Annotated in this window: 21 protein-coding genes and 2 tRNA genes; 13 read left to right on the top strand and 10 right to left on the bottom strand. The window is 48.6% G+C overall.

The genetic code is table 11. The features are described 5' to 3' along the window. Positions 1-37 precede the first annotated feature (37 nt). Complete coding sequence (nudC, locus tag MARGE09_RS09570) at positions 38-784, bottom strand: NAD(+) diphosphatase (RefSeq protein WP_236987107.1); 747 nt, start codon at positions 782-784, stop codon at positions 38-40. A 40-nt stretch (positions 785-824) separates the two neighbouring features. Continuing rightward, complete coding sequence (locus tag MARGE09_RS09565; RefSeq protein WP_236987106.1) at positions 825-2,549, bottom strand: FimL-related protein; 1,725 nt, start codon at positions 2,547-2,549, stop codon at positions 825-827. A gap of 396 nt (positions 2,550-2,945) precedes the next feature. Here MARGE09_RS09565 and MARGE09_RS09560 point away from each other — a divergent pair. Next, a tRNA-Leu gene (locus MARGE09_RS09560) sits at positions 2,946-3,032 on the top strand. 65 nt (positions 3,033-3,097) lie between these two features. Here the strand turns inward: MARGE09_RS09560 and MARGE09_RS09555 are convergent. Beyond that, entirely contained in the window at positions 3,098-3,880 is a 783-nt protein-coding gene (locus MARGE09_RS09555) for a helix-turn-helix domain-containing protein (RefSeq protein ID WP_236987105.1), read from the bottom strand. A 192-nt stretch (positions 3,881-4,072) separates the two neighbouring features. On the opposite strand from MARGE09_RS09555, the gene MARGE09_RS09550 reads away from it, so the two are divergent. Further along, entirely contained in the window at positions 4,073-5,257 is a 1,185-nt protein-coding gene (locus MARGE09_RS09550) for a helix-turn-helix domain-containing protein (protein WP_236987104.1), read from the top strand. A gap of 2 nt (positions 5,258-5,259) precedes the next feature. Here the strand turns inward: MARGE09_RS09550 and MARGE09_RS09545 are convergent, their stop codons facing one another. After that, a complete protein-coding gene (locus tag MARGE09_RS09545) occupies positions 5,260-6,504 on the bottom strand; it encodes a leucine-rich repeat-containing protein kinase family protein (protein WP_236987103.1) in 1,245 nt (414 codons plus the stop codon). A gap of 209 nt (positions 6,505-6,713) precedes the next feature. Between MARGE09_RS09545 and MARGE09_RS09540 the strand changes: the two genes are divergently transcribed. The 3 genes from MARGE09_RS09540 to MARGE09_RS09530 are packed head-to-tail and all read left to right on the top strand — an operon-like array spanning position 6,714 to position 8,968. Continuing rightward, positions 6,714-7,211 (top strand): Z-ring associated ZapG family protein, encoded by a 498-nt coding sequence (locus MARGE09_RS09540; protein ID WP_236987102.1) that lies wholly within the window; start codon positions 6,714-6,716, stop codon positions 7,209-7,211. Between the two features lie 6 nt (positions 7,212-7,217). After that, positions 7,218-8,360, top strand: a complete 1,143-nt coding sequence (locus MARGE09_RS09535; RefSeq protein ID WP_236987101.1) for a trypsin-like peptidase domain-containing protein — start codon at positions 7,218-7,220, stop codon at positions 8,358-8,360. Positions 8,361-8,368: 8 nt separating this feature from the next. After that, on the top strand, positions 8,369-8,968 hold the full coding sequence (locus MARGE09_RS09530) for a Maf family protein (RefSeq protein WP_236987100.1): 600 nt from the start codon (positions 8,369-8,371) through the stop codon (positions 8,966-8,968). On the opposite strand, the gene MARGE09_RS09525 is transcribed toward MARGE09_RS09530, so the two are convergent. Both MARGE09_RS09525 and MARGE09_RS09520 read right to left on the bottom strand, forming a co-directional pair. After that, complete coding sequence (locus MARGE09_RS09525) at positions 8,965-9,618, bottom strand: HAD family hydrolase (protein WP_236987099.1); 654 nt, start codon at positions 9,616-9,618, stop codon at positions 8,965-8,967. The genes MARGE09_RS09530 and MARGE09_RS09525 overlap by 4 nt on opposite strands. Next, on the bottom strand, positions 9,602-10,552 hold the full coding sequence (locus MARGE09_RS09520) for an RluA family pseudouridine synthase (protein ID WP_236987098.1): 951 nt from the start codon (positions 10,550-10,552) through the stop codon (positions 9,602-9,604). The genes MARGE09_RS09525 and MARGE09_RS09520 overlap by 17 nt, the downstream gene beginning before the upstream one ends. A gap of 813 nt (positions 10,553-11,365) precedes the next feature. On the opposite strand from MARGE09_RS09520, the gene rne reads away from it, so the two are divergent. The 7 genes from rne (at position 11,366) to MARGE09_RS09485 (ending at position 16,775) form a co-directional block, all read left to right on the top strand. Continuing rightward, on the top strand, positions 11,366-14,275 hold the full coding sequence (gene rne / locus MARGE09_RS09515; RefSeq protein WP_236987097.1) for a ribonuclease E: 2,910 nt from the start codon (positions 11,366-11,368) through the stop codon (positions 14,273-14,275). A gap of 60 nt (positions 14,276-14,335) precedes the next feature. Then, a tRNA-Ser gene (locus MARGE09_RS09510) sits at positions 14,336-14,423 on the top strand. A gap of 240 nt (positions 14,424-14,663) precedes the next feature. Next, complete coding sequence (locus MARGE09_RS09505; protein WP_236987096.1) at positions 14,664-15,338, top strand: Bax inhibitor-1/YccA family protein; 675 nt, start codon at positions 14,664-14,666, stop codon at positions 15,336-15,338. A 67-nt stretch (positions 15,339-15,405) separates the two neighbouring features. Further along, positions 15,406-15,801, top strand: a complete 396-nt coding sequence (gene tusD / locus MARGE09_RS09500; protein ID WP_236987095.1) for a sulfurtransferase complex subunit TusD — start codon at positions 15,406-15,408, stop codon at positions 15,799-15,801. Between the two features lie 7 nt (positions 15,802-15,808). Next, on the top strand, positions 15,809-16,171 hold the full coding sequence (gene tusC, locus MARGE09_RS09495) for a sulfurtransferase complex subunit TusC (RefSeq protein WP_236987094.1): 363 nt from the start codon (positions 15,809-15,811) through the stop codon (positions 16,169-16,171). A 4-nt stretch (positions 16,172-16,175) separates the two neighbouring features. Further along, positions 16,176-16,451: a sulfurtransferase complex subunit TusB gene (tusB, locus tag MARGE09_RS09490; RefSeq protein ID WP_236987093.1), complete on the top strand. Its 276-nt coding sequence runs from the start codon at positions 16,176-16,178 to the stop codon at positions 16,449-16,451. Positions 16,452-16,460: 9 nt separating this feature from the next. Then, positions 16,461-16,775 (top strand): TusE/DsrC/DsvC family sulfur relay protein, encoded by a 315-nt coding sequence (locus tag MARGE09_RS09485; RefSeq protein WP_236987349.1) that lies wholly within the window; start codon positions 16,461-16,463, stop codon positions 16,773-16,775. Between the two features lie 187 nt (positions 16,776-16,962). Here the strand turns inward: MARGE09_RS09485 and MARGE09_RS09480 are convergent, their stop codons facing one another. From MARGE09_RS09480 to MARGE09_RS09470, 3 genes are all read right to left on the bottom strand, one after another. Beyond that, complete coding sequence (locus tag MARGE09_RS09480; RefSeq protein ID WP_236987092.1) at positions 16,963-17,382, bottom strand: secondary thiamine-phosphate synthase enzyme YjbQ; 420 nt, start codon at positions 17,380-17,382, stop codon at positions 16,963-16,965. A 184-nt stretch (positions 17,383-17,566) separates the two neighbouring features. Beyond that, positions 17,567-18,136, bottom strand: coding sequence for a PhnA domain-containing protein (locus MARGE09_RS09475; RefSeq protein ID WP_236987091.1), 570 nt, complete (start codon positions 18,134-18,136; stop codon positions 17,567-17,569). 115 nt (positions 18,137-18,251) lie between these two features. Continuing rightward, the gene (locus tag MARGE09_RS09470) at positions 18,252-20,474 is read right to left on the bottom strand and encodes an NADP-dependent isocitrate dehydrogenase (protein ID WP_236987090.1); all 2,223 of its coding nucleotides are present in this window, start codon (positions 20,472-20,474) and stop codon (positions 18,252-18,254) included. A 277-nt stretch (positions 20,475-20,751) separates the two neighbouring features. Between MARGE09_RS09470 and pxpA the strand changes: the two genes are divergently transcribed. Continuing rightward, the gene (gene pxpA / locus MARGE09_RS09465; RefSeq protein WP_236987089.1) at positions 20,752-21,465 is read left to right on the top strand and encodes a 5-oxoprolinase subunit PxpA; all 714 of its coding nucleotides are present in this window, start codon (positions 20,752-20,754) and stop codon (positions 21,463-21,465) included. Between the two features lie 120 nt (positions 21,466-21,585). Here the strand turns inward: pxpA and MARGE09_RS09460 are convergent, their stop codons facing one another. Next, a complete protein-coding gene (locus tag MARGE09_RS09460; RefSeq protein WP_236987088.1) occupies positions 21,586-23,211 on the bottom strand; it encodes an NAD+ synthase in 1,626 nt (541 codons plus the stop codon). Positions 23,212-23,301 lie beyond the last annotated feature (90 nt).

Below are 23,301 nucleotides of genomic sequence, written 5' to 3'. Positions count from 1 at the left end.
GCATTTACTGGCATAAACTAGAAGTCGAGCTAACTCGTTACTCAACAGACGATTGAAAAAAACTATCAATCAGTTGGCGAGAAATGGTGCCTACTGGCGGCAGCTCCGGCAAGTTATCCATCGAGAACCAAGCCGCATGCTCTATTTCAACACCATCAACACTAATATCGCCGCCAGCATAATCGGCAATATAACCCAGCATCAGCTGCGACGGATATGGCCAGTTTTGGCTGGTCACGTAACGTAAATTTGCAACGTCAAGATCAACCTCCTCTTTCACCTCGCGAATAAATGCCTGCTCTGCCGACTCACCAACTTCTATGAAGCCCGCTAAACAACTATAACGCTGACTTTTTGAACGAGCATGCTTAGCCAATAAGCAACGAGAGCCATCAACAATTAGCCCTATAACACAAGGCGATATGCGAGGGTAAAATAAGGCACGGCAAGCCGTGCACTCTAAAGCAAGGTCAACCGTATGCTGCTCGGTAGCGCTGCCGCAACGACCGCAAAACTGATGATGCAACCACCAGTGTTCCAATTGTGCAGCGCGCGACAATAACGCAAAAGTATCGGCATCCACGACTGCCATTAACTGGCGCAGCGAAATAAGCGCTTGCTGAGGTGCCTGTGCAACAACAGCAACCCCCCAAGACTCGCCACTTAGGTTTCCAACACGCAAAAAAACAGCCGCATTAGGCGGCTGTTCAGTATGACGGTAATCACCATTTTCTTTTGGTAAAAAGTGACCGTTACATGCCACTAACCAAACATCAAAAAGCATATTGATAATCCTTTGATGCCAAAGCCCAAAGCTCTAACTGCTAAGCCGTATGCGCTGATGCAAAGCCAAGCGCGGCAAGGCTATCTTCCGCTAATTTAAGCACAGACTCGTCCGCACGATTGCCGTGCACCGCCGTATCAATGTAATACTCGATACTGATAATGGCATCGGCGAAGGTCTCTAACAACTCTTTTAAGGCTGCCGGCAAGTCGGGCTGCATTAAAACTTCATCGACAAAATCGACACAACTTTGCAAAGCTGCCGCTGCGCGTTTGTGCTCTAGCAAAATCATACCGCCGCGAACGCCCGTTAACGTTTTGGCAATATTACGAATATGGCCTGAGTCGTAGTCAGACTCAGAGTACGAGTTGAGCGCACGCTTAGATAAGCTCAAGCCAGCTTCGGATTCTTTAAGTACAATTCTTTCTGCTTGCGCGAGCTCACTAAGCGCAACAACCTCGCGCTGAACGACCTCATTGGCCATAGCCAATCGGTCGCTCGACAACTTGGCATACTCTAAGCTAAGCGTGGCACTCTCGATGAATAGCAACGTTTTTGCGGCCTCATCTAAATCATCTTCGCTCATCTCGCCATCGTTGTCAGCCCAAGCACGAACCCGGACAATTTCATTTTTAAGGATGGTCGACGGCCCCTTAAGCCCAACAATGCTTAAAATTTCAGCGATTTTACTGAGGGTTTCAGCCAAACCTTCAACATCATCAACCTTGTAAGCACCTTGAGAGGCAATCTCTAATACCTTTTTGGTATTGTTGATTTCGTCTTGCAGAACCTTAACCAAAGAGGCAACCGTGCTGGCACTTGGGCCTTGTAATATTTGGCGCTCCTCTGCAAGTTCTTGGTCTGTATAACCTAAGTCAGGAATAGAATAGAGTGCGCGCAGCTTTTTAAAGGTTTCGCTATCGATACCAGATAACATCAACAAATACAGCAACTCTTTAACCAAGCCTTTGGGCGGCACCGCTTGGTAGGCAATGCTACCGCTTTGCTGCACTTGCCGAATCACCCGATCCAATCGGCTAAAAAGCATTTTGCGAGATTCTAGTAACTCCATATTCTGCTTAACTACCGCCACAATGGCTAAATTACCTAACCACCACAACAATGTTAGAGGCTTATCACTACCGCCCAAACGCTGCAGCCGAATTAATGCTCGGCGCATCAAACCAAGCGCAGGAATAGATTGATCACCGCGCAACACGCCAATCAAACCCATTTGATACATATGGCGCAGGCGAGCCATCAGGGGTTTAAACTCTTCATCGCTAACAACAATTGGCTCGACAGGAGGTATCACCGGAGCATCGCGGAAGGTAATTTTGAAAAAGTGGCTTTCTGGTAGAACAGCTTCTTTGCGCAGTTTGCGCAGCTCGTTAATTTGAGGAATCAACAGTACAGGCAAACGCTTCTCTGCCCGCTGAACATACTCGACATAAGCCGCCATAACCACAAACGCGGAGCTTATTTGCTCTAGCTTTTTAGCGCTGGCCGTTGCTGCCTCTGCAGGCTTAATAGTTGCTGTCGTCAGGTACAGTTCTTCAGCTAATAGGCTTGCACCTTTGAGCTCTAGCAATCGAAAAATGCCAAGTATTTGTTTAATGCCTGCAATGCAGGCCTCTAGTGGTTTGCCATCATCTTTGTCTGAAACGAAAGATTCAAGGTCGTGGCCTGCCTGCTCAATTGTGGCAAGCAACTCCTCTCGAACCATTGACAAGGACTGAACATTGACTGAGTCCGTCGTATTCACTCTGTATTCCTGTTTGCTGATTGTCTGCATATAGCGTTTATATTTATGGTTGTCTGCTTGAAGAATGTCAAAGCGACACTGCAAAAATCGTCGGTTGTTAACTCATTATAACGCCCACGACCATAATCCATTAAGTCGTGAGCTCACTGCAAACGTCCAACAAGATCGAGGCCGCTCAAACAGCAAAACGTAAACTATCTCTGCGAGTGTAACAAAACCTAATGCACTCGCACAGAGGTACATCCCAAATAGGACATTATGTGCCAAATCAAGGTAATTGTGCTGCTTTTTTATGCTTACGCGCCTCTAACGCAACTCGTTGATCCCTCAAAGAATAAAAATTTAAAAAGTACGTTGACGAGTTAAAAACGGTTGCTATAATGCGCGCCTCACTCTGCCAGAGTGGTGAAATTGGTAGACACAGGGGATTCAAAATCCCCCGCCCTTAAAAGCGTGCCGGTTCGAGTCCGGCCTCTGGTACCAAACATAAAAAAACCCGAACGCTTGCGTTCGGGTTTTTTTATGTCTTTCGATTGAGCCGCTGCACGCTAAGCTGGCTCCATCTCAACCTCTGGCTCAGCCTCACCGTCCAACTGAATTAACGTAATATTCTTAAGTGCCGCTAATTGCGAGCACCAGGCTGAATTAGCGCTAATAGGCATGTCAATCATAACAACCTGTGATACTGAAGCGCGATCATTCATGTCGCGCAACGCCGATAGCAAGTCGCCGTCTTTTAATAACATCATGCCTCCGCGCACGCCAAAAGCAGCCCAGCCAGCCCAACTACCGCTGCCGTCGGGCTTTTGCACCACAACCCGCGTAAGGCTTAACCGCTCTGCACGCTTGCGGCGAACTAGCTCTTGTACATCTAAGCGCCCTTGACGCTGCCAGCTGCCAGCGATATAACTTTGGTATACGCCTTCATGCTTCGGAGCACTTAAGCCACACGCCGCAAACAATCGACCAAGCGTTGTCGCGCTACAGGTAACTTCGAAAGTATTCTCGATTTGTTGCAAAAGCTCAGCGCGTGACCACATTTTGGCAGGCTGATCTATAATCCAGCCAAGCACTTCGGCCAGTTGCGACTCGGATAACTGCCGACGACGCCCCTGCTTAGCACTCTGCGCCAAGGCTGTAGCGCCCTCATCTTTATATGTTCGCAGCCATTTGTAGAGCGTTTTATCGCCAAGGCCATAGGCCCTAGTGACTCGCGACACTGGCTCGCCAGAGATAACTCGCGATACAGCCATTTGCCTTAGTAGTGCCTGTTCGTCAGCATTCAGCTTACGCGCATCGTACTTTATTTTTGTTGCCGCAGGTGCTTGCATAGAACTACCTCTTGATCATTCGTTGTGTCGGCTAGACTAATGTGCAATGGTGTTTAGTTCGTACCACTTTTAGCAAAACGCCAACATCGGGTATATATCAATTCAAGGAACCGCTTTTTAAACGTCCCACTTTCTGCAATACTTAAAGTGGGCATACCAAAAAGTCATTAGAATCAGAGCGTTGCATAAACGATGAGCGACCCATTCAAAATCCCGCTATTCAACCTACACGACCTCATCGTTATCACTACTGCTATTGCAGCGGTTTTAATGTTGGTGATGCTGGCGGTTTCGCCGACTAAAAATGCGCGCGCCAATCACTGTTTAACCGTATTTTTTGGCTGTTTATTGGCCCATTCTGCTTGCATTATACTCATGTGGAATGCGCAAATAGCACCAAAATTGAATACCTTTTCTGCAGCCATCGTTGTCACTACCTGCCTGGCAAACCTACTCAAAGGCCCATCGCTATTGCTTTATGTTACCGCTATTACCCAAGCGGGCTTTAGCTTCAACCGAAAACAGTTGATACACCTTGTGCCGGCAATCGCGGTTGTCACCCTTATGCTGGCGCTGAATATTCAGCTTGATGACTTAAAAGGTATTACTCAAACTCAACATCAACGGCTGATTCACGATATGTGGCTGCTAATGAAAGGGCTGCCAGCGGTTTATGCCCTAGCCTGTATTCCCATAGCATTATCGACCTCACACCTAATGCAAAGCTTTTACTCTAGCGACAGTGAAATGGGGAAAAACTGGCTCAGCCTTTTGTGCATCGGCTACGCCGCATACTGGGGGCTAACCTTTTTCAGCCAGCTATTTGGCAACACCCTAACCAAACTTTGGTTAGATAACGGTAGCATGGCCGACATCTTGGGCATCGCGAGCAACTATTTAGCTTTTGGCCTATTACTTACTTTATTTAGCTACAGCGTATCCCTAACACAACAACAACTCGGCCGCGCCCTTACTGCCGCCAAGCCCAAAAGCGCAGCAAAAACTACGCCGCTAAAAGTAGACTCTTTAGCGAACACCATTGAATCCTGCATGAAAAACGAGAAGCTATTTCTTCAAAGTAATCTAACGGCAGAGCAATTTGCAGAGCATGTAGGGCACGCAACACGCGACATATCAACAGTGCTAAACCAGCATTTTGGCAAGAACTTCTTTGAATTTATTAACACTTATCGCGTGGAAGAGGCCCAACGTCTACTAATATCACCCGAACATATCGACACATCAATCACTGACATCCTGTACATGGCAGGCTTTAACAGTAAATCTGCCTTTCAGCGCTTTTTCAAACGCATTACCGAGATGTCACCCAGCGAGTACCGCGCACTACACAAAAAAAACAGCTCAGTTAGCGACTAGGACTACGCTAGGTATGCTCGAGCTTTTTGCTGCAGCTGCAAATATTGCTCACCATCTACGCCTGAGTTATCGCATACGGTTAACAGATCTTCAATAAAAAAGCCCAATGCTCGCCGCTCGATTCGCAGGATACCTCCACGAACAGAATCCGTTAGCCCCCCATAAAACGAAGCAGCACCAAAATCACCAAACAGCACGTGACCAGAACCTTCACTCAACAGCATATTGTGGGCATAAATATCCCCATGGCACAGGTTTCGACTATGCAAATGCTCAACTACCGATTCAATTTGAGCCACCATCGACACAACCAACGCTAGCGGTAATTTAAGTTCAGCAGGGAATCGATCGCGAGTACAACTAGCAAAACTTGGTGGCCCCGCCAGGTTTGTATATTCACCCGGAATTAAACGCATGACCAACCCTTTACCTGCAATACTCGCCAACGGCGACACCAAGTTGTGATGTTGCCCTGCCAACAAGGTGGCACGCAACTCGTCCTGAACATAGCCATCACTGGTGACACCGGATTTAAAACACTTCACTGCAACACCTGCAGGAAAGTTAAACAGGTTCTTTTTCCAGTGTGCGCGCGAAATTACGCCAGAGGCACCACTCCCCAGAACATCGCTTAAGACCAAGTCATCAAACTCAACCTCCGGCAACTCCTGCGGCGGTTCAGTACTTTGGCAAAAAGGGTTTCCCGCGAAAGCCAACCAAGCCAAGCGCGGCAGCTCTAGCAGTTGCTCAGGGAAGTGCTGCAAGCGGTTAGCCGATATACGGACTAATTGTAAGTTTTTACATCGCTTAATCGAGGTGGGTAATTGCTGCAGCTGGTTGCCAGCAAGCATCAATTTTTGCAGCCGCACAAGGCTACCTATGCCTTCGGGTAACGCCGTAATACAGTTGTCCGTTAAAATCAGCCAGCGTGTTTGCTGCGGCAAAGCCCCTTCCGGCACAGACACTATGCGGTTAGATTTAAAGCCAATCATCTCCAAACGCTCACACCGACCAAGTACAGAAGGGAAAACCTCAAATACGTTATTCGATAGAAACAAAACCTTCAGATGCCTAAGCCGATGAAAATCATCCGGCAGCGATGACAACTGGTTCCCCGACAGATCTAAAACCTCTAGAGACTCGGCCAAATTATATATTTCTGTCGGGAATTCACTTAAATCTTCCGATAACGTTAACCGGCTCTCTCCCGCTAACTCGCCAGCCTTAAGCTGTACTAATGTTTGCAACACCTACTCCTTAAAAAACACTTTGCTAAATTTTAGCTCGGCATTGTACGTGACATTTCAACACCCGCTCGGCCCCAAGGAGCCAACAAGCCTAAATTAACGCTCGGCATTTTATCAAAGGTAACCCATAATCTAAGAAGACATCATGCGGCAACAGCTTATAACTTACTGTATGATTCGCCCGTTAGTTAATTCGAGAGGAATTCAGTGTGATCTCTACATCTGCGCTTATTGCTACCAGTATTATTTGCCTTATTGCTGGCGCGGGACTAGGCGCATTAGCTATGCGCATATATAGCAGCGCTCGCCAGCCCAAGGATTTAGAAGCAAGGCATAACACCCTGCAAAACGAGTACAATCAATATCAACAGAATGTTGCTCAACACTTTGTTGATACCTCGCGCCTTATCGCCGAAACACAGCAGCGACAACAACAGTTGCGAGAGCATTTAGTTAAAGGCGCGCTACACCTAACCAGCGCCGATATCAGCCGCGCGATTTTAGCCCAGGGCGATGAAGAGCAACCTCTAACCGAAGGCGCGGCACTCGAAAACCTTGACCCTGCAGACCTTACCCCACCCAAAGACTGGGCCCCTAAAATACCCGGTGAAGGCGGCGTACTTAGTGAAGAGTTCGGCTTAAAAGAAGAGAGCGAAGAAACCGACAGCATTGAAGTGCGCACCGCAACGAAGTCTACCAAAGCGTAATAGTCCGTGCTTTATCAAGCATTTCTTTACGCTCGCTGGCCGCTTGTTATTGGCTTGCTAGCAGCCCTTATCGCCCTTGTTGTTATGCCGCAAATGAACCCTCGCAGCAGCGGAGGGTTTACGCCTAGTAACAGCTGGGGGCAACCCACCTCCTACGCGCAGGCCGTACAAAGAGCTGCGCCAGCGGTGGTTAACATTTATACCCGCAAAAAATTAAAGCGCGCACGCCACCCACTCTTTGACGACCCGTTGTTTCGCCACTTTTTCAATAACGCAGACACATCACGCCAAGAAAGAATGCAATCGGCGTTGGGGTCTGGCGTCATTGTGACCGAGACAGGCTACCTGCTTACCAATAATCACGTTATTCAAGGCGCCGATGAGATTGTTGTACAACTGCAAGACGGCCGAGATGCTCAAGCTGACCTTATAGGTATCGACAAAGAAAACGACCTTGCTGTACTTAAAATCGAGTTAGACCAGCTTACAGCCATTAATATTTCGACTGAGCAAGGCATGTTAGTGGGTGATGTTGTACTGGCCATTGGCAACCCTTTTGGCATGGGCCAAACCGTAACCCAAGGTATTATTTCTGCCGTGGGCCGCTATGGTTTAGGCATCAATACCTTCGAAAACTTTATACAAACAGACGCAGCCATCAACCCTGGCAATAGCGGCGGCGCTCTAATTGATGCCTTCGGCAACCTTGTCGGCATCAATACCGCCATGCTTGATCGCATTGGCGATAACGACCTTAATGGAGTGGGCCTCGCTATCCCAGCAGAAACCGCCCTGCAAAGCCTAAGCGACATCATAGAATTTGGCCGCGTTGTGCGCGGCTGGCTAGGTGTCACCGCGCAACCCATTTCCCCGCAAATTGCTAGCCGCTACCGACTACCATCTCCCCACGGACTGCTCGTCACGGGAGTTTACAGCAATGGGCCAGCCCACATCGCAGGGTTACAACCCGGTGACATTATCGTGAAAGTGAATAATCAGAAGGTCAGCAACGGCTTAAACGGCGGCCTGCGCAGCATGCAAGAGGTTAAAGAGTCTCGCCCTGGCGAAGAAATATTATTGGAAGTTTACCGCGACGGGCAGCGCCACGTTATTAACGCCGTACTGGCTATAAATCCTATTGCCGGTTAACGCTCGCTATGCCCGAAATCATTCTCGCCTCATCATCGCAGTATCGTAAAAAACTGCTCGAGAGCCTCAATATAACGGCTCGCTGCATTGCGCCAAATATTGACGAGGCAGCGCTTGCTGATGAATCACCCAAAGCCACAGCCCTCAGGCTTGCCAAAGCAAAAGCCGCCGCCATCGCCATACAACTACCAAGCGACGAAAAAACTAATAGTATTATTATTGGTAGCGATCAAGTGGCCTGGCTTGACGGTGCGCAGCTAGGCAAGCCCGGAACCCGCGAAAAAGCCATTGCCCAACTCAAACAACAATCTGGTAAGACGGTACGTTTCTATACCGCGCTATGCGTTCAAATGAATTCGCAGCAGTGCAGCGATGTTATTACCACCGAGGTCGCCTTTCGCGATCTTAGCGAACAAGAAATCGCCCACTATATCGAAAAAGACAACCCTATTGACTGCGCAGGCAGCTTTAAAAGTGAAGGCGCCGGCTGCATGTTACTTACCCGCGTTACCAGTGATGATCCTAGCGCGCTTATCGGTTTACCCTTAATTCGAACTACTGAGTATTTGCGCCGCTTTGGGGTAAACCCATTATTGCGCATCAACTAACCCAGCACCTCTCTTTGCTGACACAACCACGGCAGCATTAGCGTTAGGTTATCCACGCACAATTTAGGCTCGTAAGCTTTTAAGCGGTCAATATGGTGAGCGCCATAACTCACCGCCACACGCGGCATGGCAATCGCTTTCGCCATCGCCATATCAAACTCAGTATCGCCAACCATTACAGCACGGCTATGACAGCGATTACTGACCGCTAAAATCTCGTTAAGCATAAGCGGATCGGGCTTGGAAGCCGTTTCGTCTGCGCATCGCGAAAACGAAAACAGCGACGCAACCCCCAACTGAGCCAATACTCGGTCCAACCCTTTGCGGCTTTTACCCGTAGCAATCGCCAGCGAAAAGCCCTCATCATGCAACTGCTCCAACGCTTCTAAAGCACCCTCGTAAAAACCGGGGGTTTCATTGTCGGCAACGTAATGGCGACTATAGGCAGCAGCCAATGCTTCTACCTCAGCCGTATCTAATTGAGGGTATAGCTGAGCCATAGCATTAACTAAGCTCAAGCCAATAATTTCCCTTATGGCCTCAGGTGCTAAAGCTGGCAAAGCCATGTCTTTAGCTGCCGATTGCACACAGCGAACAATTTTGGCCGTCGAATCGCTTACCGTGCCATCCCAATCAAAAATGATCAGCATTTAAAGCCTCCAAGCCAGCAGCCTGCAAGGGCTGTAATAACTCTGCCGGCAGAGGCGCGCGCACAGATAATGGCGCACCATCAGCAAAACGCAGCTGCAAACCGTGCGCATGTAAGCATAAGCGCTTAAAGCCTTTTGCTTTCATACGTTTATTGTCTTCGAGGGCCGTGTATTTTTCGTCCCCTACCAGCGAACAACCAACATGCTGCGCATGCACGCGTATTTGATGGGTCCTGCCGGTTAAGGGTTTAGCCGCAACCAATGTAAAACCATCAAAATACTGCAGCACTTTAAACTCGGTAACCGATGCCTTACCTTCCGAATGAACCCGCACAATGCGCTCGCCGTTGGGATACTCACACCGCTTTAGCGGAGCATCTACTCGCGCGATATGTTTGGGCCAACGACCCACAACCACCGCCACATAATGCTTTTGAATCACACCTTTGTGTCGCAAGGCATCTTGCAAATGCTTTAGTACACTGCGCTTTTTGGCTACCATCACGCAACCCGAGGTATCGCGATCCAAACGGTGCACCAACTCAAGAAACGGCGCACCATACGCCTGCCTTAAAGCCTCGATCAAGCCAACATTAATACCACTGCCGCCATGGACGGCCAACCCCGAAGGCTTGTTAATAATCAGCAAGCCATTGTCGTCATACAGAACTGCATCGCTAAGTGTTTGTATTAACCCCTGCGAAGGTGTAACAACTTCAACTTCCTTTGTTTTAATGGGCGGCACCCTAACAACATCCCCGCCCAACAACTTGCGATCAGGTTTTGCACGGCCTTTATTAACTCGCACCTCACCTTTTCGAATGACCCGATAAATCATCGATTTAGGTACACCCTTTAGGCGTGCTAGCAAAAAGTTATCTAAGCGCTGGCCCTCGTACTCTTCAGGGACTTCTATAAACTTAACTTCACTCATGACGTAACCTAGCGCATAAAACGCGCAATTCTACACGCCCCCTTCGGGCAGCTCTATAAAAGCACCCGAATTAATAACTGCCGAATGTTTGAAAGCCTCATACCTAAGTGCTACACTCCAGCAGCTGTCACACCGCACTAGGCTTATTTACTGCATGCCTACTAGCGAGCGAGCGCTCACCTAGTTCGGACCGATTGAGTGACTGCACCACGGATATAATTAGCGCTTTTAATAAATCTTTATTAGGCGCAACTGGGATGGTGCGTTTACCTGGCAACTTAAAATCCCGCCGAAAAGCCCACCTCCCGCTCGAAATGAGCAAATTGAAAACTAACTTAAACTATAGATAAAAAGCCAACGCGCATCCTACGATGTGCTTGCAGTTTTGGCAGCATAGCGAGCATTAACCGCCATGCGCCATTCCTTCGCTTTCGCAATTGCAACGAAGACCCTGAAGACGCTTCATTTTGCGGCAAAGGCCCAAAAGTACAGCGCTCACGGCATTCAAAAGCCAAGGATACGATAGACGAATTAACAGCAGTGGTTGAGCTAAACTCAACCACTGAAACACAAGTCGCAAGGGTGGCCACATACGCCACTCAACGGAAACCCGCAGGCTCACCTGCGACGTCCTGAGTACTTGATACTGTATGAGTGCACCACAAGGCCTAGCCGTAAATGGCCTTAAGGCGAGCAAACTGAACATCTATTTGCCGCACATATTTGGCAGCACTCATTAAAGCCGCTATCGGCTGTATGCACTTTTTAGGCTTGTGCTTTGCATAATTGCTAAACGCAAAGAGAACACAAATAATGAAAAGAATGCTCATCAATGCCAGCCAGCCAGAAGAAGTCCGCGTGGCGCTTGTCGACGGACAATGGCTATACGATCTTGATATTGAAAACCAACAACGCGAACAAAAAAAATCCAACATCTATAAGGGCAAAATTACCCGCGTAGAGCCCAGCCTAGAAGCTGCCTTTGTCGATTACGGCGCAGAGCGCCACGGCTTCCTTCCCCTTAAAGAAATTTCGCGCGAATACTTTGTCAAACAAGATGGCAAAAGTGATCGCGGGCGCATCAAAGACCTTGTCAAAGAAGGCACCGAAGTTATTGTTCAGGTCGACAAAGAAGAGCGCGGCAACAAAGGTGCCGCACTAACAACCTTTATTAGTCTGGCCGGCCGCTACCTCGTCTTAATGCCCAACAACCCACGCGGCGGCGGCATTTCCCGCCGTATCGACGGTGAAGATCGCTCACAATTAAAAGAAGCCTTAAGCTCTTTGGATATGCCAAAAGGCATGAGCATTATTGTACGCACCGCAGGTGTCGGGCGCAGCGCCATAGACCTGCAAAACGATTTCAACTACCTCGTGCGCGTTTGGCAGTCCATTATTGATGCCTCTAGCGGCGTCAGTGCCCCCAAGTTTTTATTCCAAGAAAGCAACGTTATCATTCGCGCCATTCGCGATTACCTGCGCCCAGATATCGGCGAAGTTATTGTGGATACCAACGAGTCGTTCTCGCGAGCACTGCAATTTGTTCAGCAGGTGATGCCGCAAGAAAAGCACAAAATCAAACACTACAACGATGAAGTCCCCCTTTTTAACCGCTACCAAATCGAAGGCCAAATCGAAACCGCCTTTGAGCGTGAGGTTAAACTCCCATCTGGCGGCTCGATTGTTATTGACCCGACTGAAGCACTGGTCTCTATTGATATTAACTCGGCGCGCGCAACCAAGGGCGGCGACATCGAAGAAACTGCACTCGCAACCAACCTAGAAGCGGCAGATGAAATCGCACGCCAAATGCGCTTGCGCGATATTGGTGGCCTAGTCGTAATCGACTTTATCGATATGCACCCCGACCGCAACCGCCGCGAAGTAGAAAACCGCATGCGCGATGCGTTAGGCATGGACAGAGCTCGCGTGCAAATCGGCAAAATTTCTCGCTTTGGCTTGCTTGAAATGTCTCGCCAACGCTTGCGCCCATCACTAGAAGAAACCACATCAAAAATGTGCCCTCGCTGTACCGGCCAAGGCACCATTCGCAGCACCCGCTCACTAGCACTTTCTATTTTGCGCATTGTGGAAGAGGAAGCTAAAAAAGAGCGCAGCGCTGAGATCCGTACGGTTGTACCTGTACCGGTTGCCACCTACCTACTCAACGAAAAGCGCACCGCGATTAGCAATATCGAGTCTCGCCACTCTACGCGCGTAGTCATTCTGCCAAACGAGCACATGGTTACACCGCACTACGAAGTCACTCGCTTACGCGATGACGAGGTTGAAGGCGCAGATCAAAGCTACAAGATAGAAGTCTCGGACCCGCATGCCAGTGAGCTCGAAGAAGAGAAAAAAGCCGAGAACTTTGTGCCAGCAAAACCACTGGTATCTCAGGTTTCACCGCCGCCGCCAGTAACAACCGTAGCAGACAACAAAGCCCCGGAAGCCAGTAGCGAAAAATCTGAACCAGGGCTTATCGCCAAGCTGCTCGAGCTTGTTATCGGGTTTTTCAAAAGCAAGCCAGAAGAACCAGCGCCAAAAGCCAGCGAAAACCGCGGCCATCAAAAGCGTCGCGGAGGCAATAACCAGCGACGTTCGCGCAACGGTAATCGCAACCAGCGACACAACAACCGTCGCGACCACCGTCAAAACCAAAACGATTCTGATGAAATTGTTGATAACCTCAGCGGCGAAAACATTTATCAAGACACCGAGAAGCAGCAAGATCGCGAGCGCCCACAAAACAAAAACCGCCGCAATCGTCGCCGTGGCGGACAAAACCGTAGCGATAACAACGAGGGCGCAACAAGCGAAACAAACAACACAGAAGGCAACACTAGCGAAAACGAAAACCAACCACCCAAGCGCCCAAGCAATCGACGCGGCCGCACGCAAGAACGCCAGCGCGGGGCAGCCAGCGAAGCCCAAGAAACAGAAACGGCAACGCAAGCGCCCGCAGCTAAAGCGCCAGCCAAGGCGGCCGAGTCGAATAACGATGAAGCCCAAACTGAGCGCCCAGCGCGCCGTCGTCGCAGCCGCGGTAATGGCAACAAGCGCAAAGATGCAGAAACAACATCAAACGACAATGCTGGCAACGATAATCAAAATACTGCCACGCAGGACGACAGCACCACAAAACCTGTTGAGGCTTCCGCCAAAGCAGAAAAAGCGCATGTCGATACTGCTGCGACTAAAGAAGAAGCTAAAAACCTGGAGCCAAAAGCATCAACGCCAGAAAAAGCAGCAGATGCCGTTGCGACACCCGCAGCCGCTCAAGCTGAGGCCGCATTAAAAGAAGCATTAGCTGCCACGCCAAAGGAGAAGGTAAAGGAGCAGGAGCCGGCAGCCAAGGCCACAGAAGAGGTGCAAACAGCTTCAACACCGGAACCTGAAGCAACGACGCCCCCGGAAGAAAAGCCTGCGCCAAAAGCTGAAGAGCCTGAAACAAAAGCAGAGCCCACTGCAACCGCAAAGGAAAGTAGCGAAGCAACAACTTACGTTCGTGCCAATAACGACCCTAGAACTAACCCCAAGCCGGTAGCTAACTTAGCGATTACCACGCTAGAAAGCCAAATCACTAAAGGGTTGCCGCTAGATACCGCTCTCGCCGCTGATATTAAGCGCTCGCCTCGCGCGCTTGGACGCGCAAGCAACGATCCTCGCGGGCCGCTAGCAACAAAAATTAATGAGGAAGAAACAAAAGAAAGCCAGGTTTAAATTTTTTGTAATAAAGGGGTTGCCAGTTATATAAACAAATGTATAATTTGCGCCTCTTCTGGAGGGGTGGCTGAGTGGTCGAAAGCGGCGGTCTTGAAAACCGTTGAGTGTCAAAGCTCCCAGGGTTCGAATCCCTGCCCCTCCGCCACTATATAAGGACTAGCTCCTTATGAAAGGCTCATCGAAAGATGGGCCTTTTTTATGCCTACCTATCCAGCATCAAGACAACAATTCAAGACTTACGTATAAAACGCAAGTACAGCAAAATAGCCACAAAATACTCACTGCACTTACTTGATTTTTCACTGTCTCACCACCAAGATGTGTATTGATATTGGTTACACACATTGTATGATGCAACTTATTGACTCACCCTAGGAGATTCACCATGCAACAGGTTTATTCTGCAAGTTCGATTCAAAATGCAGAGACCCACAAAGTCTTACGCAATACTTACAGTTTATTGGCTGTAACGATGCTAGTGAGTGCTATCTCAGCATTCGTTGGCATGGCTATTGGGTTATCCCACATTATCTCTATTGCATTCTCATTTGGTGCTATAGGCTTGATTTGGTTTGTTTTACCCAAGGTTGCCAACTCACCCAAAGGTATTTTAGTGGTCTTTGCTGTAGCCGCACTAATGGGCGCAGGCCTAGCGCCCACCATTAGTTACTACCTACAGTCTGCCAATGGTGGAATGATCGTAATGCAAGCCCTTGGCGGAACCGCTTTGGTATTCTTTGCGCTATCGGGCTACGTACTAACTACCCGTAAAGACTTCAGCTTTATGGGCGGCTTCTTGATGGTAGGCTTAATCACCGTTGTTGTTGCTGGCCTTGCCTTCATGGTGCTTGGCATGTTTGGCATTCACATGCCAGCGATGAGCCTTGCTTTAAGCGCTGTAGTTGTACTATTAATGTCTGGCTTTATTTTGTACGATACCAGCGCCATTATTCACGGCGGCGAAACCAACTACATCATGGCCACCATAAGACTGTACCTAGACATATTGAATCTATTTACAGCCTTGCTACACATTCTTGGCGTAATGAACGACGACTAAGCTGCAGCAAATTATTAACACCTAAACCGCCAGCCCAGCTGGCGGTTTTTATTTAAGCCCTAGCACTATGCTTTTTTCCCTCGTTATTAACAGCGGCCCGCACTCACTTCACGGTGGCACTAGCTACAACGCCCTTCAGTACGCCCAAGCCTTGGTACGCAACCAACACAAAATACACCGCCTATTTTTTTACGGGGACGGTGTGTACAACCTAAATGCACAAGCCATTACCCCCCAAGGAGAATTCGACCTTGCAGCTGCTTGGAGCACCTTTATTAACGAAAACAACATTGATAGCGTAGTGTGTATTGCAGCAGCGGCGCGACGCGGTGTACTGGACGAAAGCGAAAGCAAGCGACACAACAAAGCCGCACCCAATTTACTGGGCAACTCCGAACTTAGCGGATTAGGGCAATTGATAGAAGCCGCAGCGACCAGCGACCGAGTAATCACCTTTGGATAACGCAACGATGCAGCCTTGCGATCTACTTTTTATTTTTCGCCACTCCCCTTACGGCAGCAGCTTAGGACGAGAAGGCCTTGAAGCAGCACTCGCTGCAGGCGCCTTTGAGCAAAACATGGCCATCCTCTTTTTAGATGACGGCGTATTCCAGCTAATCAGCAACCAAGCAGCCGAAGCCATTCAGCGCAAAAGCCATCAAAAGATGAGCGCCGCCCTACCACTATTTGGCATAGACACCCTATACGCGGCATCCGATAGCTTAAAAGCTCGAAACTTAGATGCCGATGCCACCACGTTAGATGTGCAACTATTATCGACCGATGAAATACGCACCCTAATGAATAGCGCCAAAACCGTATTGAGCTTTTAAAGCCATGACATTACACATTTTAAGCCAACCTCCGTCGCACAGCGCTTATCAAAGTTGCTTACAGCACCTCTCACCGCAAGACACATTAATATTAATTAATGACGGCGTTTACGCATTGCAAGATCCATTATTTTCAGCCGCATGCAAAAGCCAGCAAGTATTCGCCATTGCCGCCGACACCCAAGCTCGCGGCGTTGCCACCAAGCGCAAGCAAACCATTGATTACGATGCCTTTGTCGCCCTAAGCTGCCAGCATTCGCCAATACAAAGCTGGTACTGAGCAATGGATATGAAGTTACCCGCACTGGATGCCGAAGGTTTTTTAATCAATCTTAGTGACTGGAGTGAACCGGTAGCTAATGCACTAGCCAAGAACGAAGGCATCGAACTCACCAACGCTCACTGGGAAATCATTCACTGTTTACAGCAGTTCTATCGCGAGTTTGATTTATCCCCCGCGATGCGCCCACTCATTAAATATATTGGCATTCAGCTGGGCAAAGAAAAGGCGAATAGCATTTATTTACTACAACTGTTCCCTGGTAGCCCAGCAAAAGTTGCTGCAAAAGTTGCGGGGCTACCCAAGCCCGAGAACTGCCTTTAACCTAAAAACCGCAGTTGAACCATCAAAGTCTACGCATCCCCTTGGTGCACCTGACATGTGATAAAAATGATTCATCACCAATAAGGTGACTACACATTTTTACTACACGCCATGCACACCAACGGAATACGCATCTTTTTGACTCTCAACTGCGGTTTCTAGGTTTAACACCAAGTAATAACCTTAGCTACTCGCCATTCAACGTCAATACCAAGCGCCTAGCGCCGCCATAATTTCTGTGTTCACACAAATAAATCCCTTGCCAAGTCCCCACATTCAAGCGGCCGTTTTTAATGGGCAGCGAAACGCTAGCACCCAAAATACTGGCTTTTAAATGGGCTGGCATGTCGTCACTACCTTCATCATCATGCAAGTAGTAGGGCTCGTTTTCTGGCACCGTGCGGTTAAAATAACTTTCAAAATCCTGCCTAACTGTTGGGTCAGCATTTTCATTTACCGTTAAAGAGGCAGATGTATGCTGAATATGGACATGCAACAACCCGACAGCCAAATTGGATATTTCCGGAATTGCATCAAGTACCTCACTCGTCACCAAATGAAACCCTCTATTTCGAGCGCGAAGCTGAATATCTCGCTGTAACCACATACACCACCCCAACTTAATTAGAATTTTAGTAACTATTCAGCCATGCTCAAATAGGCCGGCAAACTGATCATTTTTGGGTGACCATCATGTCGCACCCACCTGAATAATTGCGAATTTTATAACAATAAATAACCAAGGCTAGCCTTTAAACTCGCAACACCTAACAAACCTTAGCGCTGTGCACTCACGACTTTTTGACATAACAGCTTAAAATAACAATTCTCTGCCCTTCTACACGCCCCTCAATATGCTCAGGGTTACTTGTCAAAGAAATACCTCGCACGGCAGTCCCTCGCTTAGCCACTAAACTCGAACCTTTAACGGGCAAATCTTTGATAATAACAACATTGTCACCTGCAGATAAACGCACGCCATTACTGTCACGGCAATCGACGGCATCTTCGTCCTCCTCTTCCAGGCCCGCCGCAGCCCAAGCCTTCAGGTCATCATCTAAATACAGCATGTCTAATAAATCGTGCGCCCAACTTTCACCCTCAAGGCGCGCCAACAAGCGCCACGCCATCACCTGAACCGCAGGCGTTGGGCTCCACATGGTATCGTTTAAGCAGCGCCAGTGATTTGGCTCCAAGGTATTGCCTTCAGGTAATTGTTGTCGGCATTTTTCACAGGCCAAGATAGCACTATCACTTCGCCCTTCAGAGTGCGGCAACTCGTAAGCCTGAAAATTTTCAGTACTACCACACAACTCACACTTGTGATCGGCACGCATCAGCAAACTGCTATCAATACTCATAATTTCTCACTATTGCACATAAAAAATCCCCGCTACGAAGGCGGGGATTAATATCAATATTAAATCAAATACACTTAAGCAATATTTTTTACTTATGTGTCACTAAGCCCGCTATTTACAGACCAGCTAAAGCCGCATTAAACGTTGCACTTGGGCGCATTGCCTTGCTGACTTTATCGGCATCTAAACGATAATAACCACCAAGCTCTTGCTCACTACCTTGCGCAGCGACTAGCTCAGCAACAATGTCATTTTCTTTTTCAATCAGCAGTTGGGCCAAGGGTATAAATTTAGCTTTTAAGCCAGCATCTTCATCTTGCGCCGCCAAAGCCTCTGCCCAATACATGGCCAGATAAAAATGACTGCCACGGTTATCAATGGAGCCCAGTTTGCGCGCAGGCGATTTATTGTTATCAAGAAATTTAGCTGTTGCGACATCTAGCGCTTTTGCAATAACTTTTGCCTGAGCATTCCCGGCCACTTGGCTAAAATGCTCTAGCGAAGGCGATAATGCCAAAAATTCGCCCAGCGAATCCCAACGCAAGTACCCTTCTTTTTCAAATTGCTGCACATGCTTAGGCGCTGAACCACCCGCCCCTGTTTCAAACAAGCCGCCGCCATTCATTAGCGGAACAATCGATAACATCTTCGCCGATGTACCTAGCTCCAAAATCGGAAACAAATCGGTTAAGTAATCGCGCAATACATTGCCCGTAACAGAAATAGTTTCTAAACCCTGCTTAACACGCGCCAAGCTGTAAAGAGTCGCCTCTACCGGCGCAAGCGTTAAGATTTCGAGGCCGCTTGTATCGTGCTCTGGCAAATAAGCCTTCACCTTTTTAATTAATTCAGCATCGTGCGCACGGTTTTCGTCCAACCAGAATACCGCTGGCGAGCCAGTAGCGCGCGCACGGTTAACCGCTAATTTCACCCAATCTTTAATCGGGGCGTCTTTGGTTTGGCACATGCGGAAGATATCGCCGGCCTCTACCGTTTGCTGCAATAAGACTTCGCCACTTTCATTAACCGCGCGAATAACGCCCGCCGCTGGAGCTTCGAATGTTTTATCGTGCGAACCATACTCTTCTGCTTTTTGAGCCATCAAACCAACATTGGGCACAGTGCCCATGGTGGTAGGGTCAAAGGCGCCATGCTCTTTACAAAAGTCAAATACCGCCTGATAAACACCGGCATAACAACGATCTGGGATGATGCACTTGGTATCTTTTTGTTGCCCATCGGCGCCCCACATTTGCCCCGAAGAACGCAACATAGCAGGCATAGAAGCATCAATAATAACATCGCTGGGTACATGCAAGTTGGTGATACCTTTATCGGAATCCACCATTGCTTGTTCGGGCTGCAGACTGTAAACAGCAGTTATATCGGCTTCGATTTCAGCGCGCTGTGCCTCTGGTAGGCTTTGAATTTTTGCGTAAACATCGCCAATACCATTATTCGGCGATACACCTAAATCGGCAAAAATCTGACCATGCTTTTCAAATACGGATTTGTAATACACCGAAACCGCGTGACCAAAAATAATCGGGTCCGACACTTTCATCATTGTTGCTTTCAAATGCAGCGAGAAAAGTACACCCTCTGCTTTTGCTGCAACAATCTGCTCTTCTAAAAAAGCGACTAGGGCTTTTTTACTCATTACACTCGCATCAAGTACTTCACCGACCTGCAAAGGTGCGAAACCTTTAAGTTCGGTGGAAGCGCCAGCGGTATCGACAAACTCAATTTTAAATTTATCAGCTTGCGCCAAAGTGATCGATTTTTCACTCGCGTAAAAATCACCGCCCGTCATTGACGAAACATGAGACCGTGAGTTCGCATCCCATGCACCCATCGAGTGTGGGTTTTTGCGGGCATAGGCTTTAACCGGTACTGGTGCACGACGATCAGAGTTACCTTCGCGCAGCACAGGGTTTACTGCGCTGCCTTTAATTTTGTCGTAGCGCGACTGCACAGATTTTTCTTCATCTGTTTTTGGCTCTTCTGGGTAGTTAGGTAGTGCATACCCTTTAGCCTGCAATTCTTTAATAGCCGCTTTTAACTGCGGTACTGAAGCCGAAATGTTCGGCAATTTGATAATATTCGCTTCAGGCGTTTTCGCCAGTTCGCCTAGCTCAGCCAAGGCATCCGGTTGACGCTGCTCTTCACTCAAGTACTCAGGGAATACCGCCAAGATGCGACCAGCAAGGGAAATATCTTTTAGCTCTACCTCTACTCCTGCCGCCCCTGTAAATGCTTTTACAATGGGCAAGAAGGAATAGGTTGCGAGCGCTGGGGCTTCATCGGTTTCGGTATATATAATTTTGTAATCTGACATCGAGGTAACCTGCCTTGAGAGGAATGTCGTCAATATAAAGAAGGTAAGTAGGCAGTTATACTGCTTAAACTCACCTCCTCTCGTAAGAATCGGCGGCAATTATAGCAGCATGCCCTTGCCGATAACAGGTGATAGAAATCGAGCCATTTGGAAGCACTTTTTACCGAAAATGTCGGACGTTGAACGCTTTTAGGGCACTTTTAGCTGCTAATTTAAGCTTCCCCAGACTACAATACTTTGCCCGCACCCTATAGCTACCCAATACCGCAGGAAAATCATGCCCTCACTATCATTACCCCTAAACTGCGACCTTGGCGAAGGCCTAAGCGCTATTGATGCCGCCATAATGCCGTACATAGACTGGGCCAATATTGCCTGCGGCGGGCATGCCGGCAACGACAGCACGATGATGAAAACACTCACACTGGCCAAACAGCACAACGTTACCATTGGCGCCCACCCGTCGTATCCTGACCGTGAAAACTTTGGCCGCATCAGCATGGATATTTCCGCCAGAGCTCTTGCGCTGAGTCTACTCGAACAAGTCAAAGCGCTGACCCTTAATGCAAGCAAGTTAAACATCCCCATAGGCTACATCAAGCCCCATGGCGCCCTGTATAACGACTGCACAAAGCCACAAGTACTAGAAACAGTCATTAGCGTTGCAAAGCAGCTTGATTTGCCACTAATGCTATTAGCCGGACAAGAAGAAATAAGTAACGCCTGCAAACAAGCCGGCGTAAAGTTAATTCGCGAAGCCTTTGCCGATAGGCGTTATGACGAAAATGGGCGATTAGTCGCGCGCGCGCAGCCAGATGCATTACTCGATTACAACGAAAGCTTACAGCAGGTACGCCAACTGCAATCCCGCCAAGTTGCCACGCCAAGCGGAAAACTACGCCCTTTAATATGCGATACGCTCTGCATTCACAGTGATACCTCTGGTGCCATAGGCACAGCAAAAGCCATCAAACAACAGCTCAGCCTATAGCCGCTGCCGCTATTCAGCGGCAACTCAAGCTTATTTTATTTTCAGGTTTACAAAAGGTGTGATATCGAAGGAATGTTACGGAGCCTTCCTTGGGCTCCACTGGGCTATTAAGCCCACAATTTAATCACCCAACTGCCAGCCATTCGTTACGGGGTAACGACGGTCGCGACCAAAGCCTCGCTGGCTAATGCGAGGACCAATGGCGGCTTGGCGGCGCTTATATTCATTAATATCAACAAGCCGCACAACGCGCTTAACGTCTGCCTCATTAAAACCCTCAGCAATGATGGCCTCTGCACTTTGGTCATGCTCGACATACAAGCGCAGTATTTCATCCAGAATATCGTACGCGGGCAAGGAATCTGAATCGATTTGATCCGGCGCTAGCTCAGCTGACGGTGGCCTTGTGATCACGCGCTCAGGAATGACCGGTGCAATAGTATTGCGGTACCGAGACAACTCAAATACCAGCGTCTTTGGCACATCCTTTAGAACATCAAAACCACCAGCCATATCGCCATATAAGGTGGCGTAACCTACCGCCATTTCACTTTTATTACCGGTTGTTAAGACCAGCGCGCCTTTTTTGTTGGAGATGGCCATCAGCAAGACGCCACGGCTACGAGCCTGTAAATTCTCCTCCGTGGTGTCTGCCGCTAGCCCTTCAAACTCGCCAGCTAAGGCTGCATTAAAAGCATTGAAAATAGCCTCTATACCAATGGAGCGGTAAGTCACTCCCATGCGCTGAGCCTGCTCGGCGGCATCGCTTTGGCTCATTTCCGATGTATATTTAAAGGGCATCATAACCGCCTCTACGCGGCCTGCACCTAAGGCATCTACGGCAATAGCCAAAGTCAAGGCCGAGTCTATACCGCCAGACAAACCGAGCACAACACCTTTAAAGCCATTTTTATTCACATAATCACGCACTCCCGTTACCAAAGCTTGGTAAACACTCGGTAAGTGGCTAGGGTTATCTGCCAGCTCGGCGGTGTCGTAAGCTAGGGGTTGGCGGCTATTGGCAACCACAGCCGTTAGCGATTCTGCAAATAAAGGCGCCCTATGGACCAGTTCACCATCGGCATTAACCACCATTGAGCCGCCATCAAATACAAGCTCGTCTTGGCCGCCCACTTGGTTAACGTAAACTATAGGCATGCCAGCTTGGCGTGCGCGCGCTTTAAGTATGTCTTCGCGCTCACTTTGCTTATTAGCATGAAACGGCGATGCGTTTAGGCTTACCAACATATCGGCGCCTGCTGCTTTTGCTTGCTCAGCAGGCTCGGCATGCCAAATATCTTCACATACAGTTAAAGCAATACGCACGCCTTCGATATCTGCGCAAACCATGCTTTCACCTTCGACGAAATAACGCTTTTCATCAAATACCTGGTAGTTAGGCAAATGCTGTTTGGCATATTCGGCAATTATTTCCCCTTTAAATACCACCCCCGCCATATTCACAAGGCCCTGAGCGGTGTGCTTGGGGTAGCCCACTACAAGGGCAATGTCATGGCTATTTGCACAGAGCGTTTCGAGGGCGCGCTCGATGCGCAGCGTTAAACTTGGCCGCATCAATAAATCTTCCGGCGGGTAACCGGTTAAAGATAATTCAGGAAATACAATAATATTGGCATTTAAGTCTATCCTAGCTCGCTCGGCAGCCTGCAATATCAAACGTGTATTGCCGGGAATATCACCCACTAAAGGGTTGATTTGCGCTAAAGCGGTAACAAGCGTTGACATCTATACTTAAACCTCGAGTATTCTTAGGGCCATCGCCCAAGTATATTAAGTGTTTGCCTCCAGTGTTCTGCAGCCCTTAACAAGCCGCGC

This window comes from Marinagarivorans cellulosilyticus (assembly GCF_021655555.1).
GTDB lineage: Bacteria > Pseudomonadota > Gammaproteobacteria > Pseudomonadales > Cellvibrionaceae > Marinagarivorans > Marinagarivorans cellulosilyticus.
The sequence above is the reverse complement of the archived record's forward strand: the minus strand, read 5'-3'. Positions and strand labels throughout refer to the sequence as shown.

Coding starts and splice junctions, on each gene's coding strand:
- nudC (WP_236987107.1), bottom strand. CDS start 784: ATGCTTTTTGATGTTTGGTTAGTGGCATGTAACGGTCACTTTTTACCA.
- MARGE09_RS09555 (WP_236987105.1), bottom strand. CDS start 3,880: ATGCAAGCACCTGCGGCAACAAAAATAAAGTACGATGCGCGTAAGCTG.
- MARGE09_RS09550 (WP_236987104.1), top strand. CDS start 4,073: ATGAGCGACCCATTCAAAATCCCGCTATTCAACCTACACGACCTCATC.
- MARGE09_RS09530 (WP_236987100.1), top strand. CDS start 8,369: ATGCCCGAAATCATTCTCGCCTCATCATCGCAGTATCGTAAAAAACTG.
- MARGE09_RS09525 (WP_236987099.1), bottom strand. CDS start 9,618: ATGCTGATCATTTTTGATTGGGATGGCACGGTAAGCGATTCGACGGCC.
- MARGE09_RS09520 (WP_236987098.1), bottom strand. CDS start 10,552: ATGAGTGAAGTTAAGTTTATAGAAGTCCCTGAAGAGTACGAGGGCCAG.
- rne (WP_236987097.1), top strand. CDS start 11,366: ATGAAAAGAATGCTCATCAATGCCAGCCAGCCAGAAGAAGTCCGCGTG.
- MARGE09_RS09505 (WP_236987096.1), top strand. CDS start 14,664: ATGCAACAGGTTTATTCTGCAAGTTCGATTCAAAATGCAGAGACCCAC.
- tusD (WP_236987095.1), top strand. CDS start 15,406: ATGCTTTTTTCCCTCGTTATTAACAGCGGCCCGCACTCACTTCACGGT.
- tusC (WP_236987094.1), top strand. CDS start 15,809: ATGCAGCCTTGCGATCTACTTTTTATTTTTCGCCACTCCCCTTACGGC.
- tusB (WP_236987093.1), top strand. CDS start 16,176: ATGACATTACACATTTTAAGCCAACCTCCGTCGCACAGCGCTTATCAA.
- MARGE09_RS09485 (WP_236987349.1), top strand. CDS start 16,461: ATGAAGTTACCCGCACTGGATGCCGAAGGTTTTTTAATCAATCTTAGT.
- MARGE09_RS09480 (WP_236987092.1), bottom strand. CDS start 17,382: ATGTGGTTACAGCGAGATATTCAGCTTCGCGCTCGAAATAGAGGGTTT.
- MARGE09_RS09475 (WP_236987091.1), bottom strand. CDS start 18,136: ATGAGTATTGATAGCAGTTTGCTGATGCGTGCCGATCACAAGTGTGAG.
- MARGE09_RS09470 (WP_236987090.1), bottom strand. CDS start 20,474: ATGTCAGATTACAAAATTATATATACCGAAACCGATGAAGCCCCAGCG.
- pxpA (WP_236987089.1), top strand. CDS start 20,752: ATGCCCTCACTATCATTACCCCTAAACTGCGACCTTGGCGAAGGCCTA.
- MARGE09_RS09460 (WP_236987088.1), bottom strand. CDS start 23,211: ATGTCAACGCTTGTTACCGCTTTAGCGCAAATCAACCCTTTAGTGGGT.